A 13,959-nucleotide genomic window follows, 5' to 3' on the forward strand; every position below is an offset into this window, starting at 1 on the left:
CTTGACTCTTTTTTTTTACTCGCGCAAACTGCCTGTAAACATATTGTGACACCCATCTTAGTTAAGGAAGTATTTGTGCGTCTTGAAGTACAATGTAAAGATCGATTAGGACTAACCCGTGAATTACTTGATATTTTGGCTTCTCAAAACATCGATTTGAGAGACATTGAAATAGAAAAAACAGGGTTAATCTACCTTAACTTTCCAGAAGTAGAGTTTGATGAGTTTAGTCTATTAATGGCAAAAATTCGTCGAATTGAAGGCGTAATGGATGTTCGTAAAATCCCATTCCTACCAAGTGAGCGTCGCAATACTGAATTACTAGCGGTATTAAGTACACTTCCTGATCCTGTTTTTTCTATTAGCTTGAAAGGAAAAATAGACAATGCGAATCAGGCCGTTGCTTCTTTATTTAATTTAGATAAAGAGACCTTGATTGGGCAACCAGCGAGCTTATTATTATCTAATTTTAATGTTATTGATTGGCTCGAGAATTCACGTATTCGCCAGCGAGAATCAATGGTAATTGAAGGCATGAATTACCTCATGGAAATCATGCCTGTTTATATTACGGATGATGATAATGCCTCTATTTTAGCCAGCGCGGTTGTCATTATTAAACCGTCAATTGAATCGCAACGAGTTCGTCCATTTTTGTTAGAGCCCTCTAATATTGGGTTTGAACATTTTGTTGGATCATCCACTAAATACAAAAAATTAATATCCCAAGCTAAAAAGCTGTCGGATATTGATCAATCTTTACTGATCCAAGGTGAAACTGGTACGGGCAAAGAAATGTTAGCGCGTGCGTGTCACACTGCGTCGATTCGTTCAGGCAAAGCTTTTATGGTAGTTAACTGTGCAGCGATGCCAGATGATGTCGCTGAAACTGAATTGTTTGGTTATGCTTCGGGTGCATTCCCTAATATGCCAGAAGGCAAAAAAGGGATCATTGAACAAGCGGACGGCGGCACGGTCTTCTTTGATGAAATCAGTGAAATGAGTCCGCTTCTGCAAATAAAATTATTGCGTTTTATTCAAGATGGTAACTTTCGTCGTGTCGGTGAAGAAAAAGAAATTCACGTTGATGTGGGGATTATTGGTGCAAGTAAAAAAGAACTTCTAGATTTAGTTGAACAAGGCCTTTTCCGTGAGGACCTTTACTACCGCTTAAATGTATTGTTTTTAGAAATTCCACCATTACGTGAACGTCCATCAGATGTAGCAACATTATTCGAGTTTTTCGTTGCTCAACTATGCAAAGAATTAAATATTGTTAAGCCTTCGATCTCTGAGGATGTGCATGATTATTTACGCAGTTATTCATGGCCTGGTAATGTACGTCAGCTAAGAAGTTCTACGTTAAAAGCATTGACGCAAATGGATAGGAATCAATTGAATACTTCTCACTTTATGCTGCCAACTGCGGATAGTAGTACTAATATTATAAATATTAATACTGATGGGACATTAGATGAGATCATGAAGTCATACGAGTCAAACATACTTTCTGGATTGTACAGTGAGTTCCCATCAAGCCGTAAATTAGCGAAGCGCTTAGGGGTTTCGCACACCGCTATTGCGAATAAGTTACGTGATTACGGTATTGGTAAGAAGTAGGGAGAAATAACATGGATGTGCATTTTGATTTTGACCATTACCAAGTTCGTTTAATTAAAAGTACAGATTCAGTGATGATTGCGAATTATTTTATGCGTAATCGCCATCATTTAGAGCCATGGGAACCAAAACGTGCGAATGCTTTTTTTACACCAGAGGGGTGGAAACAGCGTTTATTGCAGTTAGTTGAATTACATAAGCATAATTTGGCGTTTTATTTTGTTGTTTTTGATAACCAAAAAAGTCAAATTATTGGCACGGTGAGCTACAGTAATATTACTCGTTTTCCTTTTCATGCTTCTCATCTTGGGTACTCTTTGGATGAGAAATACCAAGGAAATGGCATTATGCAACGAGCAGTAAAAAAGACGGTAGATTGGATGTTTTCAGTACAAAAACTTCACCGAATTATGGCGGCTTATATTCCCCATAATGAAAAAAGTGGCAAGGTATTATCTGCCCTTGGTTTTGAGAAAGAAGGTAAGGCAAAAGATTATTTGTTCATTAATGGAGCGTGGGAAGATCATATTCTTACATCAAAAGTGAATAGGGCTTGGAAGGCTGAATAATCGTATTTCGTCATAAAAGTAAGAAAAAATGAGAAAATTGGAAAAGTTAACCATAGAGATGTACTAAGTTTAGTGTAATCTATGTAAGTTAATTTCAATTATTTTAAGATAATGATAAAGAAGGAATTTAAATGCTGAAGTTCATCAAGTTTTTACAGTTATTGATTTTAGGTGTGGTTGGTGCGTTTGTGATTCAATCAACCGTGCTACACGGCATTGGTATTTTTAGTGAGCGCTATGTCATCATGAGTTTAGTGCTAACGGCATTGTTAGAGTTAGCTATCTTCATTATTTATAAGTTAGTAGAAGATGATTTTACTAATGAAGCCAAGAAGAAATAATAGCTATTTAGAATTGTAGCTAAAATAAAAGCCGATATATTTAAATGTATCGGCTTTTTTGTGCTTATAGATAAAGGCCTGTTATGTGAGTTAAAACAACTCACATAACGCGCTATCAATGGCCTTTACTAGTTTGGTAATATGCTCTGGTTGTGAAATAAATGGTGGCATCATATAGATCAGCTTGCCAAATGGACGTATCCAAACCCCTTGTTTAACAAAATGCGCTTGGATCTTTTCCATATTGACCGGTGTCGTTAATTCCACCACACCAATAGCTCCTAACCAACGCACATCTGCAACCACATCGTATTTTTTAAGCTGTGGCAGTAATTCTGAAAAACAAGTTTCAATCTGTTTAGTTTGAGTCTGCCAATGATTCTGTTGAATTAATTCTAGACTCGCATTAGCGACAGCACAGGCCAATGGATTTCCCATAAAAGTTGGTCCATGCATAAAGCATCCGGCGTCTCCACTGCATACAGTATCAGCGACAATTTTACTGGTGAGAGTTGCAGATAATGTCATGTAACCACCAGTAAGCGCTTTACCAATACACATGATGTCAGGTTCAATGTCGGCATGCTCACAAGCAAACAATTTTCCTGTTCGACCAAAACCAGTCGCAATCTCATCCAAAATTAGCAATAAGCCATATTCATCACACAAACGGCGCACTTCTTTTAAATATTGAGGGTGATACAAGCGCATTCCGCCAGCGCCCTGAACAATTGGTTCAAGGATCATGGCAGCGATCTCTTCGTGGCGTTCTGCCAGCATCTTTTCTAAAGGAATAATATCAGCAGGGTTCCATTCACCACCAAAACGGCTATCCGGAGATTCAACAAACAGGTGTTCAGGTAAAAAACCTTTATATAAACCGTGCATTGAATTATCAGGATCGGTGACAGACATCGCGGCAAAGGTATCACCATGATAACCATGTCGAACAGTGACAAATTTAGAGCGAGGTTGACCTTTTGCGTGCCAATATTGCAGAGCCATTTTTAAACTAACTTCAACCGCTACTGAGCCTGAATCAGCTAAAAAGACTTGCTCTAATCGAGAAGGGCTTAGTTCAACTAATTTTTTACATAAATCGACCGCAGGCTGATGAGTAATGCCACCAAACATCACATGGGCCATTTTATCGGTTTGATCTTTAATGGCTTGATTTAGATGAGGATGACAGTAACCATGAATGGTAGACCACCAAGAAGACATTCCATCGACCAACTCTTGACCATCCTCTAAATAGAGATGTACGCCATTAGCATGGGTAACAGGATAGCAAGAGAGCGGGTTAATAGTAGATGTGTAGGGATGCCAAATGTGCTGACGGTCAAAATCCAAATCGACGTTACTGTTCATTAATTCACCGGTTGTAAACTTAATCTTTTCATTAAGGTTGACAGTGTATCGTTTAACCGTAGACTAGCCAAGTATAAATATAAGCTAAAACCACAATAGAAAGTGGTCGGATGTTAGTAATAGCAATGGTTATAGCATGTTAATGGAAGGAATTTACACGTGGAAGTGAGACATAACTGGACAGTCGCCGAAGTACAAGAATTGATGGATATGCCGTTCATGGATTTAGTTTTTGAGGCTCAATTAGTGCATCGAAAACACCAACAAGCGAATTATGTACAAGTCAGTACCTTGCTATCAATTAAAACAGGTGCCTGCCCTGAAGACTGCAAGTATTGCCCTCAAAGTGCTCATTATCGTACAGATGTTGATCGTGAACGCTTGATGGAAGTAGAAAGCGTACTTGATGCAGCTCAGAAAGCGAAAAACTCAGGTTCGACTCGTTTTTGTATGGGTGCAGCGTGGAAAAATCCAAAAGAGCGTGATATGCCATATCTTCTTGATATGATTAAAGGCGTGAAAGAAATGGGCCTTGAAACATGCATGACGCTAGGCATGATCACTTCAGATCAAGCAGGTGAATTATCGGGTGCGGGCTTAGATTACTACAACCACAACCTAGATACTTCGCCAGAATTTTACGGCAACATCATTACTACTCGTACGTATCAAGATCGTTTAGACACGTTATCTCATGTTCGCGATGCAGGAATGAAGATTTGTTCTGGCGGCATTATCGGTATGGGCGAAAGTGACAGTGATCGTGCGGGTCTGTTTGTTGAACTAGCGAACCTTCCTCAACATCCAGAATCAGTTCCTGTGAACATGTTAGTGAAAGTGAAAGGTACACCGCTAGAAGACGCAGAAGATGTCGACCCATTTGATTTCATCCGTCTGATTGCGGTTGCGCGTATCATGATGCCAGAATCTGCAGTTCGTTTATCTGCGGGTCGTGAAAGCATGAATGAGCAGATGCAAACGCTATGCTTTATGGCGGGTGCAAACTCTGTATTTTATGGTTGTAAGTTGCTGACTACCCCAAATCCAGATGAAGACAGTGATATGCAACTGTTTAAAAAACTGGGTGTGAATAGTCAACAAGTAGCGCAGAAACCAGATGTGGTTCAAGAACACGAATTATTAGATCGCGTTGCTGAACGTGTCGCTTCTCGTCCTGAAAAAGACGATTTATTTTATGAAGCAAGCGTTTAATCAACGTATTAGCTCCGCGCTTACCCAACGTAGGCAAGCGGGGCTAACTCGTTCTCGAAGAGTAATAGAGCAAGGTAATCAATCAAGGTTAGTGGTGGATGGTAAATCCTACATTAACTTTTCGGGTAATGATTACCTTGGCCTTGCAGGCAGCAAAGAACTAACTCAAGCATGGCAACAAGGGTTATCTTTATATGGCAGTGGCAGTGGTGCTTCACCATTAGTGACGGGTTATTCAAAACCGCATGCCAATTTGGAATCTCAACTGGCTGAATGGCTTGGGTTTGATTGTGCATTACTGTTTAATTCAGGTTTTAGTGCCAATCAAGCGGTGCTTTTTTCATTATTAGAAAAAGGCGATACGTTGTTACAAGATAAATTCAACCACGCTTCATTAATGGAAGCGGGAATGTTCTCACCTGCGACCATGAAACGCTTCAAACACAATGATATTGCTCACTTAACTAAATTATTAGACGCTTGTGATGATTCACCTTCTTTAGTTGTGACTGAAGGGGTTTTTAGTATGGATGGAGATTTATCACCACTTTCAGATATTGCTAAAGTAACCAAAGATAAAAATGCGTGGTTAATGGTGGACGATGCCCATGGGTGTGGCGTGTTAAGCAATAATGGCCGAGGTTGTTGTGATTTTTATCGAGTAACACCAGATATTTTAGTCGTCACGTTTGGTAAAGGGTTTGGTCTATCTGGCGCTGCGGTTTTGTGTAATCACGAATGTGGTGATTACCTCGCACAATTTGCTCGTCATCATGTCTATTCAACAGCAATGCCTCCTGCTCAAGCTCATGCGTTATCTCATGCCTTATTGATGATCCAACAACAAGAATGGCGACGTGAAAAACTCAAAGAATTAAATCAACAATTTGAATCAGAATTGACTGGTTTTTCAGGAGCGGTGAAAACAGAGACGCCGATAAAGCCGATTATTATCGGCGAAGCGGACGCGGCAATTGGCATGTCAGATAAATTAAAAGCACAAGGTTTATGGACAACAGCGATTCGCCCTCCAACGGTACCAACAGGAACGGCACGATTAAGAGTGACATTAAGTGCTAACCATTCGATACAAGATATTACTCAATTAACGCAAGCAATAATAAAATTAGGATGATGAGTTATGGTTAATCAAGCAGTCGCCATAGAAACCTCACATTGGACACCAAGCCAAGAGAAACAAGCCATTCAAGCAGCCTTTAGTAAAGCCGCGAATACGTATGACCGCTCTGCTGAATTTCAACGTCAGGTGGCGGATACCTTATTATCTTACTTACCTCAAGACCTATCAGGGCAGCGTATCGTCGATGTAGGTTGTGGAACGGGTTATTGCAGTGAGCAACTGTTAAAGCGCGGTGCAACAGTGGTGGCGTTTGATCTGTCTCAATCAATGTTAGATAAAGCCAAAGAGCGCTGTGGTGAGTTGAACATATCTTATGTGCAAGGTGATGCAGAGCATTTACCCTTTATCAATAATGAATTTGATGTGGTTATTTCTAGTTTAGCACTGCAGTGGTGTCAGGATTTATCCGTACCTTTACGTGAAATGAATCGAATTACCCATAACAAAAGCAAGGTTATATTTTCAACTTTGTTAGATGGCTCACTATTTGAGTTGAAAAAAGCGTGGTCAAAGGTTGATTTATATCAACATGTTAACGATTTTATTACCTCATCTATGGTAAACCTTGCGTTAGCGCAATCTGAATGTAACAAGTTTACACTAGACTGCACGCCAGTCGAGATGACGTATTCTTCTGCTCTTGCTTTAATGAAAGATTTAAAAGGAATTGGAGCAACGCATTTATCTAATGGTCGCCACTCAGGTTTATTGAGTAAAGAAAAGCTATTAGCAGTAGAAGAAGCGTATCAAGTTTTTAAGAATGAATTTAATAAGTTACCTGCTACTTATCAGGTAGGCTTTGGAGTTATAAGTAATGATTGATGCATTTTTTGTTGCAGGTACAGATACCGATGTAGGTAAAACCGTCTCTTCTAAAGCTATTTTAGACGCTTTAAATATGAAGGGGCTAAATACAGCCGCATATAAACCTGTTGCCGCAGGATCTGAAGACAAAGGTGAAGGCGTTCAAAACTCTGATGCAATCCATTTACGCTCTGTTGCCAATGTTGAATTAAGCTACGAAGAAGTAAACCCGTATGCATTATTATTGCCTTCATCACCTCATATTGCAGCGGAAGCGGAAGGCGTAGTCATTGATTACTCTGTACTGTCTCAAGGTTTAGCTGCGTTAAAAGCGAAGTCAGATGTAGTATTAGTGGAAGGCGCTGGCGGTTGGCGTGTTCCAGTCTCTAAAGACGATTGTTTGTCTACTTGGGTAAAACAAGAAAAATTGCCAGTTGTATTAGTTGTTGGTATTAAATTAGGTTGTTTGAGCCACGCGATGTTAACGGCAGAAGCGATTCAACATGATGGGTTAGAGATTATTGGTTGGGTTGCAAACCGAGTAAACCCAGGTACTGAGCATTACGCTGAGATTATCGCGATGTTAGAAGATAAAATGCCTGCGCCAAAATTAGGCGAAATCCCATACATGCCAAGTGTTAAGCGTAAAAATATGGGTAAATATATTAATCTAGATGTGTTAGGAAGCTAACTTCTATTGCTATAAACACAGTTAAAAACAAGAAAAATAAATGCAAAAGCCAATATCTTTTATGATGTTGGCTTTTTTGTTGGCGTTAATTAGAAAACGTTTCTCTAAATAACGTTACCATCGCTCGCGTTTTTTCAGGTAAGTAGCTTGGTGTTGGGTAAATCAAAGTAATGGTTAAATCAGTAAATGAGGTTCTTGGTAAGACTTCAATGAGTTCGCCATTTTTGATTTTATCTTCAATTAAGATCGAAGGCAGAAGGGCAATGCCTTTACCTGACAGTGCTAATCGTTGAAGCAGATTTAGATCATCACTAAATAATTGATAATCAATCCCTTGAGGAAGTAAGCTTTTATTATAGCGACTGGCGAGCAGATGAAAGTCATTTAACTGAGCCACATTATCAGGATTGCCATTAAGCACTAAATACTCTGCAGAGGCAACCATACTATAAGGAATTTGAATTAAGCGTTGCTGAATATAGTCATCATGCAAAGGTTCGATATAGCTAGGTAGAATTTGTAGATCAATATTTTCACGACGAAGATCCAACGATTGAACATGATGCTCAATCTCTAATTTAACCTCTGGAAACTTCTTCATATACTGTTCAATTAACTGGGAGAAAATCTCGGTCATTCCAAGAGCTGGTGGGATAGCCACCTTTAATCTGCCTCTTGGTGTTAAGTGATGATCCTTCATTAGTCGGCTCGCATCCACTAAGGTATTGATTGGGTTAGAGGTTTGCTCATACAGCCATTTCCCTTGCTGGGTTAATTCAATCGCTCTTGTCGTTCTGATGAGTAATTGATGGCCAAGTGCTTTTTCTAATTCTTGCAGTCGACGGCTGACTTTTGAGCGCTGTAATCCTGCAAATTGTGCGGCAGAGCTAATGCCTTTATGCCTAACAATAAGAACAAATAGGTAAATATCATCAAATGAAACGGTGCTTTCTGGCTGGTTGCTCATCTCTATTGTCCTGTTAATAGGTCATATGTGGGCTATTTTGCCATCTATTCGGAATGAAATCACGCACTATAATGAGACATACATCACGGAAACTTTGACTTTATTGAGAACTTCTATGCAAGCTGCAGAGCAAAAATTCAAACAATGGATGCGTATCCTAATCGTATTATTTTTAATCGTTACTGCCTATTTAGTGATGGCAGATAGATTAACGCCGTTAACGACCCAAAGTAAGGTGCAAGGATTTGTGGTTCAAATATCACCAGAAGTGTCTGGTCGAGTCGTTGAAGTTAATCACACAAATAATCAATTAGTTAAGCAGGGCGAGTTACTGTTTAAGATTGATGATGAAAAATATCAATTAGCTGTTCAAAAAGCCGAAATTGGATTAGCTCAAGCAAAAGAACAAGAAGCGTCATTAGTGGCGGATATCGAAGCGGCACGCTCAAATGTTAAAACGACTCAAGTAACGGCAGATAATGCGAACCGTGAATATCACCGTATTAAGCGATTAGCAAAATCAGGAGCAGTATCTGCATCAGGTTTAGATTCAGCAATGACTAAGCGCGACCAAGCGGCTGCCAATTTTATGGCTTCAAAGCAAAAGTTACACGCATTGGAAGTGAAATTGGGTAAAGGAGATGGCCAAAGTAGTGCCGTACTTTCTGCAAAAAATGCCTTAAAACAAGCGTTGCTGAATTTAGAAAATACTCAAGTAATAGCGCAAAGCGAGGGGATAATTACCAATATGCAGCTGCATGTCGGTTTGTTTGCCAATGCTAATCAGCCATTACTGACGTTTATTCCAACCGATTCACTGTGGATCTCTGCAGATTATCGTGAGAAAGCGACCTCAGAGATGAGCAAAGGAATGTATGCTGAAGTGGCTTATGATGCACTGCCGGGTGAAGTGTTTCCATTATTGGTAGAGAGCCGCGATTATGGGGTTGCTTCTGCCCAACAAAAAGCCAATGGCCAATTGAGCAGTGTAGAAGTGAGTAACCGTTGGGTTCGTGATGCCCAACGTGTGCGAGTGAATTTAATTAGTGAAGAGGCTATTTCACCACGACTATTTGTTGGCTCGCGAGCAACCGTTATTATTTATACGTCAGGCAATACCGTCATTGATTACATTGGTCATAGCTTAATTACCATGATCAGCTATCTACATTACATATACTAGGTGGAATGTTGATATGAAAGCATTACGGATATGGTTTGGTTGTGTTCTAGGCTTTGCAATATGTACTGTATTTGGTTGGTCAAACGGCATGTTCGGAACTCTGTTACCACTGTTTATTTTATCTAATCTGAATCGTTGGAACTGGGGAATGTTCATCCAGTTGGTTGTCAGTGTCGTTTGGGTGAGTATTCAAGTGGTATTAATTGTCGGTTTTTTACAGCCATATCCACTATTAATGACCGTAGCTGTCGGCATTATGCTGCTATTTAAATGCCACGCAATGCACTATAAAGCGAGTTACTTATTCGGTTATACTGGCTTATTAGTCGGTTCAATTTTATTGAATTTTGGATCGTATGTGACATTTGATTTAGAAAACTTCATTGTCGGGGCATGGGTTGCTGCCATTATGGTGATCCCTATTTGTGCTTTAGCTTTCTATCTGTTTCCTGATCCTATTGACAGTAATGCACCGATTTTAAAAGTAGAAGGCCAGAGCAAAGATCCACGAGAGATGCTAGAACAAACGGCATTGGGCTGGATGGTTGCCATGATCGTATTCTTGATATTTGAAATCGGCACATTAAATGATTCATTATCAGCCCAAGCCTCAATGCTTATCATGCTCTCTCCAATGACACTCGTTGGTTCGTTGATGATGGCTCGAATTCGTATCGTAGGGACTATCTTAGGCTGTTTGGCTGCGATGGCGATGCAATTGATACTTTATGATCTGTATGACAATCCAATTTTATACATTCTAAGTTTTGCAATTGCATCAGGCTATTTTTGTAAATGGTTAGCCAGTGAAAACCCAATAATGAAGGGCGTTGGGTTCTCAGCAATGGCGGCATTAACCATTCCAATTACAGGCGTGATCCCCGGTCAAAAAGATGCATTTTTTGCTATTTTGTATCGAGTCTCATCCATTATGGTGGCAGTGATAATAACCAGTATATTAATTTGGGTATGTTATCGATTAATTAAACTGTTCCCTGTGTTTTTCCGAGGGGTTGAGCGAGAAGAAAAGGCTCACTAACAATTTGAATTAGTAGATAATAAGCCAAGAGGTTAGTACATTGTTACGAACCTCTTGGCTTTTTTTGTTTATGTGATAACGTCTGTGTAGTTGAAAATTATAAGAAAATAACAAGGACAGTCATGAGCTCAATTATTGAATGTATTAAAACCGTCGGCCGTGGTGAGCGCAGCCGTAAGCCATTAAGTTTTGATCAAGCCTATCAAGTAATGAAAGAATATCTTGCTGGTGAAGTCTCTAGTGACAAGATGGCAATGTTGATGATGCTTATCCGAGTTCAAAATGAAACGGTTGAGGAGATCAGCGGCTTTACCACTGCTATCCGTGAATTTATTCGTAACGAACAAACGCCAGAGTTAAAAGATCTCAACGTTGATATTGATTGGGCGTGTTTTGCCGGTAAGCGTCAGGTTCAAGGCCCATCATGGCAGTTATACGCAGCGCAAATTCTAGCGAACAAAGGATTTAGAATATTGCTTCATGGCCACTTACAACTGGGCAGCACGCGTGAACACGTCTCTCAAGTGATTGATAAACTAAATATCCCTCGCTGTTCAAGTATTGCAGAGACACAAAAAGCATTAGATGAAGGTAATATCGCTTATTTACCTTTATCGGTTTATGCTCCTCAAGTAGAAACCATGCTGTTATGGCAACATGAGTATGGTCTACGTACCCCTGCGAATACCTGTGCGCGTATGTTAAACCCAGCATCAGCTCCAATTTCATTACGTGGAAGCTTTCACCCAGGATTACCACAACTGCATGGTGAAGCTGAATCTCGTCTACAACAAGCGACCGAAGATTGCTCAGAATTGGCACTGTGCTTTAAAGGCATGGGCGGAGAATCTGAATTTAACCCTAAAGTTAGCCAGTCTCTGTGGTGTGCATCAAAAGGGGTATGTGAAGAGCTGTATTGGGAAGAAGCATTAATTGAAGAGTTACCAATCCCTCAAATTTGTTTGTTAGGTACTAAGCCCGAGCAGCTACAACTAATGGCGAACACCGTTATTTTTAATGTCGCTAATGTTTTATGGGCACATAAACGTGAAGAGAATTACCCAAGAGAGGAGGCGATTAAGCTGGCTACTCAATATTGGGAAGAGTATGTAAACACACTCGATTAACTCTTTATTAAGCAAATGAATCTGTTAAGCCGTAACTTTATCGTTGCGGCTTTTTTGTGACCATAGCCATTTAGTTTATTACATCAGTGTAATAGTAATTCACATATAGCTCTATTATCAAAACACAGTTAATAATTGATAATGTTCTCCTAGTCAATCATACATTTGGAGACCATTATGGCTAATGGATTTACAAGAGATGGTGGCGTACAAGAACAAATTGATGCCACTGTGACTGATGCAATTAATCGTGCGAGAGCACACCTTACCCATGAACATAACGACACAGATTATTGTCTTGAATGTGGTGAGTTGATCCCTGAAGGCCGACGTAAAATCATCCCCGGCGTTGAATTGTGTGTGGGATGTCAATCTAAAGAAGATACACGTGAAAAAGCATTCAGCGCTTACAACCGCAGAGCAAGTAAAGACAGTCAATTACGATAGCAATGGTTACGGTTAAAATCTGCATTGGTATAACAATGGCGAAGTATCATACTTCGCCATACTATTACTGAGAAATGGTTTTGAATAAAAAAAGAGAGGCTATTTACGATTGATACGTGCCAAGAAATAGGTATTTACGTACTCACCCTGTCTAAACGCAGAATCAATTGCTTCACCTTCAATGACAAACCCGAATTTTTTATACAGTGAAAGCGCGGCATCGTTATCAACAAAAGCATCAATCTCAATGCGGCGAACATTAAGCCAGTTGTCAGCAAGTTCTATAACGGTTTCGATTAGCTTACTACCAATACCACGGCCATGATAATCATCGTGAACGCCCATTCCAAAATGAGCAACATGACGAGTCCTAGGTTGTGTTACTTGTTCAAAACCAATATTACCGACAACCTTGTTATCAATAAGGGCAACATAGCTATAGACGTTATCAGGTTTGCTTGAAATGCGTTTTTCCCAGAGAGTAGGCGATGGGAGTGGCAGTTGAAGAGTTTGCGCCTGAGCGAGTGGTTGACTATATAACTCACATAAACCATCAATGTCTTTTAACTCTGTTGGGCGAATCACTATTTCCATTACCTGCATCCTTTGCCTAATAAACATACACTTAACTTAACCAGAATCGCCTTCGATGACAAGCACTGATCCCATTTGAATCTAATAATTACCGTTTATTCCTGTTATTTACCATTCGTCGCATCCTCCAGTTTTTTGTTTTTACCTTAGCTAATCTGTAAACATCAAAAAGGGATCTCATACTAACTAAGGACAACCTAATGAAACATAAATTAACGACACTAGTAGTCAGCATATTTATGAGTGTGATGACTTTCTCCACGCAAGCGGCATTAACTGATAAAGACATTGCAGTATATAACCAAGCGGCAGCAGGCGATGAAGATCTTGTTGAATCGGCTTATGAACGTTTTGAACAATTAATTCAAAGTGAGGGGGCAACCCCCTTAACTCTCGTTTATCTTGGCAGCTCAGAAACCCTAAAAGGCCGAGACGCCATGATGCCTTGGACAGCAATGAAATACGTTGAACAAGGGTTAGCTAACATTGGCAAAGGGCTAAATTTACTTGCTACGGAAACTACCCCAATTGAAGATCAACCCGTTGTGTCTGGTCTTCCTAATTCTTATCTCACCCGTGCTTTAGCGGCAGCAACGTATTCACAATTGCCTGATATGTTTAATCATTTTGAGCGCGGTTATGATCTTTATTTGGCTCTTTTATCTGAGCCTACTTTTCAACAGCAACCTTATCAAGCCACCGCTTGGGTATACGGTTATGCAGTACAGGCAGCGCTTCGTGCTGATGATATAAATCAAGCCAATCAATGGGTAGCAGTCATGAGTGAGCGAGATAACAATCATCCTGAATCAATAAAAGCGCAGGCACTTATTCGTTCTAAAAACTAGGAGGC

At 39.9% G+C, this 13,959-nt stretch carries 15 protein-coding genes; 12 read left to right on the forward strand and 3 right to left on the reverse strand.

The window, feature by feature from the left end; genetic code table 11:
* Positions 1 to 75 precede the first annotated feature (75 nt).
* From tyrR to A6E03_RS06495, 3 genes are all read left to right on the forward strand, one after another.
* On the forward strand, positions 76 to 1,620 hold the full coding sequence (gene tyrR / locus A6E03_RS06485; protein ID WP_065600440.1) for a transcriptional regulator TyrR: 1,545 nt from the start codon (positions 76 to 78) through the stop codon (positions 1,618 to 1,620).
* 11 nt (positions 1,621 to 1,631) lie between these two features.
* A complete protein-coding gene (gene rimJ / locus A6E03_RS06490; protein WP_065600441.1) occupies positions 1,632 to 2,189 on the forward strand; it encodes a ribosomal protein S5-alanine N-acetyltransferase in 558 nt (185 codons plus the stop codon).
* A 131-nt stretch (positions 2,190 to 2,320) separates the two neighbouring features.
* Positions 2,321 to 2,530: a hypothetical protein gene (locus A6E03_RS06495; protein ID WP_065593494.1), complete on the forward strand. Its 210-nt coding sequence runs from the start codon at positions 2,321 to 2,323 to the stop codon at positions 2,528 to 2,530.
* Between the two features lie 90 nt (positions 2,531 to 2,620).
* On the opposite strand, the gene bioA is transcribed toward A6E03_RS06495, so the two are convergent.
* On the reverse strand, positions 2,621 to 3,901 hold the full coding sequence (gene bioA / locus A6E03_RS06500; protein ID WP_065593495.1) for an adenosylmethionine--8-amino-7-oxononanoate transaminase: 1,281 nt from the start codon (positions 3,899 to 3,901) through the stop codon (positions 2,621 to 2,623).
* A 159-nt stretch (positions 3,902 to 4,060) separates the two neighbouring features.
* Here bioA and bioB point away from each other — a divergent pair, with 159 nt between their 5' ends.
* From bioB to bioD, 4 genes are read left to right on the forward strand one after another with little or no spacing between them, the layout of a single operon-like run.
* Positions 4,061 to 5,113, forward strand: coding sequence for a biotin synthase BioB (gene bioB / locus A6E03_RS06505; protein WP_065593496.1), 1,053 nt, complete (start codon positions 4,061 to 4,063; stop codon positions 5,111 to 5,113).
* On the forward strand, positions 5,097 to 6,248 hold the full coding sequence (gene bioF / locus A6E03_RS06510; RefSeq protein WP_065600442.1) for an 8-amino-7-oxononanoate synthase: 1,152 nt from the start codon (positions 5,097 to 5,099) through the stop codon (positions 6,246 to 6,248). The genes bioB and bioF overlap by 17 nt, the downstream gene beginning before the upstream one ends.
* Positions 6,249 to 6,254: 6 nt before the next feature.
* Positions 6,255 to 7,076 carry a malonyl-ACP O-methyltransferase BioC gene (gene bioC, locus A6E03_RS06515; protein ID WP_065593498.1) on the forward strand — a complete coding sequence of 274 codons (822 nt, stop codon included), beginning with the start codon at positions 6,255 to 6,257 and terminating at the stop codon, positions 7,074 to 7,076.
* Positions 7,069 to 7,749, forward strand: coding sequence for a dethiobiotin synthase (gene bioD, locus A6E03_RS06520; protein WP_065600443.1), 681 nt, complete (start codon positions 7,069 to 7,071; stop codon positions 7,747 to 7,749). The genes bioC and bioD overlap by 8 nt, the downstream gene beginning before the upstream one ends.
* Positions 7,750 to 7,834: 85 nt before the next feature.
* Here the strand turns inward: bioD and A6E03_RS06525 are convergent, their stop codons facing one another.
* Positions 7,835 to 8,716, reverse strand: coding sequence for a LysR family transcriptional regulator (locus A6E03_RS06525; RefSeq protein ID WP_065600444.1), 882 nt, complete (start codon positions 8,714 to 8,716; stop codon positions 7,835 to 7,837).
* Positions 8,717 to 8,831: 115 nt separating this feature from the next.
* Between A6E03_RS06525 and A6E03_RS06530 the strand changes: the two genes are divergently transcribed.
* From A6E03_RS06530 to A6E03_RS06545, 4 genes are all read left to right on the forward strand, one after another.
* Positions 8,832 to 9,899, forward strand: a complete 1,068-nt coding sequence (locus A6E03_RS06530) for an HlyD family secretion protein (protein ID WP_065600445.1) — start codon at positions 8,832 to 8,834, stop codon at positions 9,897 to 9,899.
* A 13-nt stretch (positions 9,900 to 9,912) separates the two neighbouring features.
* Positions 9,913 to 10,938 carry a DUF2955 domain-containing protein gene (locus A6E03_RS06535; RefSeq protein WP_065593502.1) on the forward strand — a complete coding sequence of 342 codons (1,026 nt, stop codon included), beginning with the start codon at positions 9,913 to 9,915 and terminating at the stop codon, positions 10,936 to 10,938.
* A 122-nt stretch (positions 10,939 to 11,060) separates the two neighbouring features.
* Complete coding sequence (locus tag A6E03_RS06540) at positions 11,061 to 12,065, forward strand: glycosyl transferase family protein (RefSeq protein WP_065600446.1); 1,005 nt, start codon at positions 11,061 to 11,063, stop codon at positions 12,063 to 12,065.
* A gap of 177 nt (positions 12,066 to 12,242) precedes the next feature.
* Positions 12,243 to 12,512 carry a DksA/TraR family C4-type zinc finger protein gene (locus A6E03_RS06545; protein WP_065600447.1) on the forward strand — a complete coding sequence of 90 codons (270 nt, stop codon included), beginning with the start codon at positions 12,243 to 12,245 and terminating at the stop codon, positions 12,510 to 12,512.
* A gap of 99 nt (positions 12,513 to 12,611) precedes the next feature.
* Here A6E03_RS06545 and A6E03_RS06550 read toward each other — a convergent pair whose 3' ends face one another.
* A complete protein-coding gene (locus A6E03_RS06550; protein WP_065600448.1) occupies positions 12,612 to 13,106 on the reverse strand; it encodes a GNAT family N-acetyltransferase in 495 nt (164 codons plus the stop codon).
* Between the two features lie 200 nt (positions 13,107 to 13,306).
* Here A6E03_RS06550 and A6E03_RS06555 point away from each other — a divergent pair, with 200 nt between their 5' ends.
* Positions 13,307 to 13,954 (forward strand): hypothetical protein, encoded by a 648-nt coding sequence (locus tag A6E03_RS06555; RefSeq protein WP_065593506.1) that lies wholly within the window; start codon positions 13,307 to 13,309, stop codon positions 13,952 to 13,954.
* Positions 13,955 to 13,959: the final 5 nt, after the last annotated feature.

This window comes from Aliivibrio sp. 1S128 (assembly GCF_001691065.1).
Classification (GTDB): Bacteria; Pseudomonadota; Gammaproteobacteria; order Enterobacterales; family Vibrionaceae; genus Aliivibrio.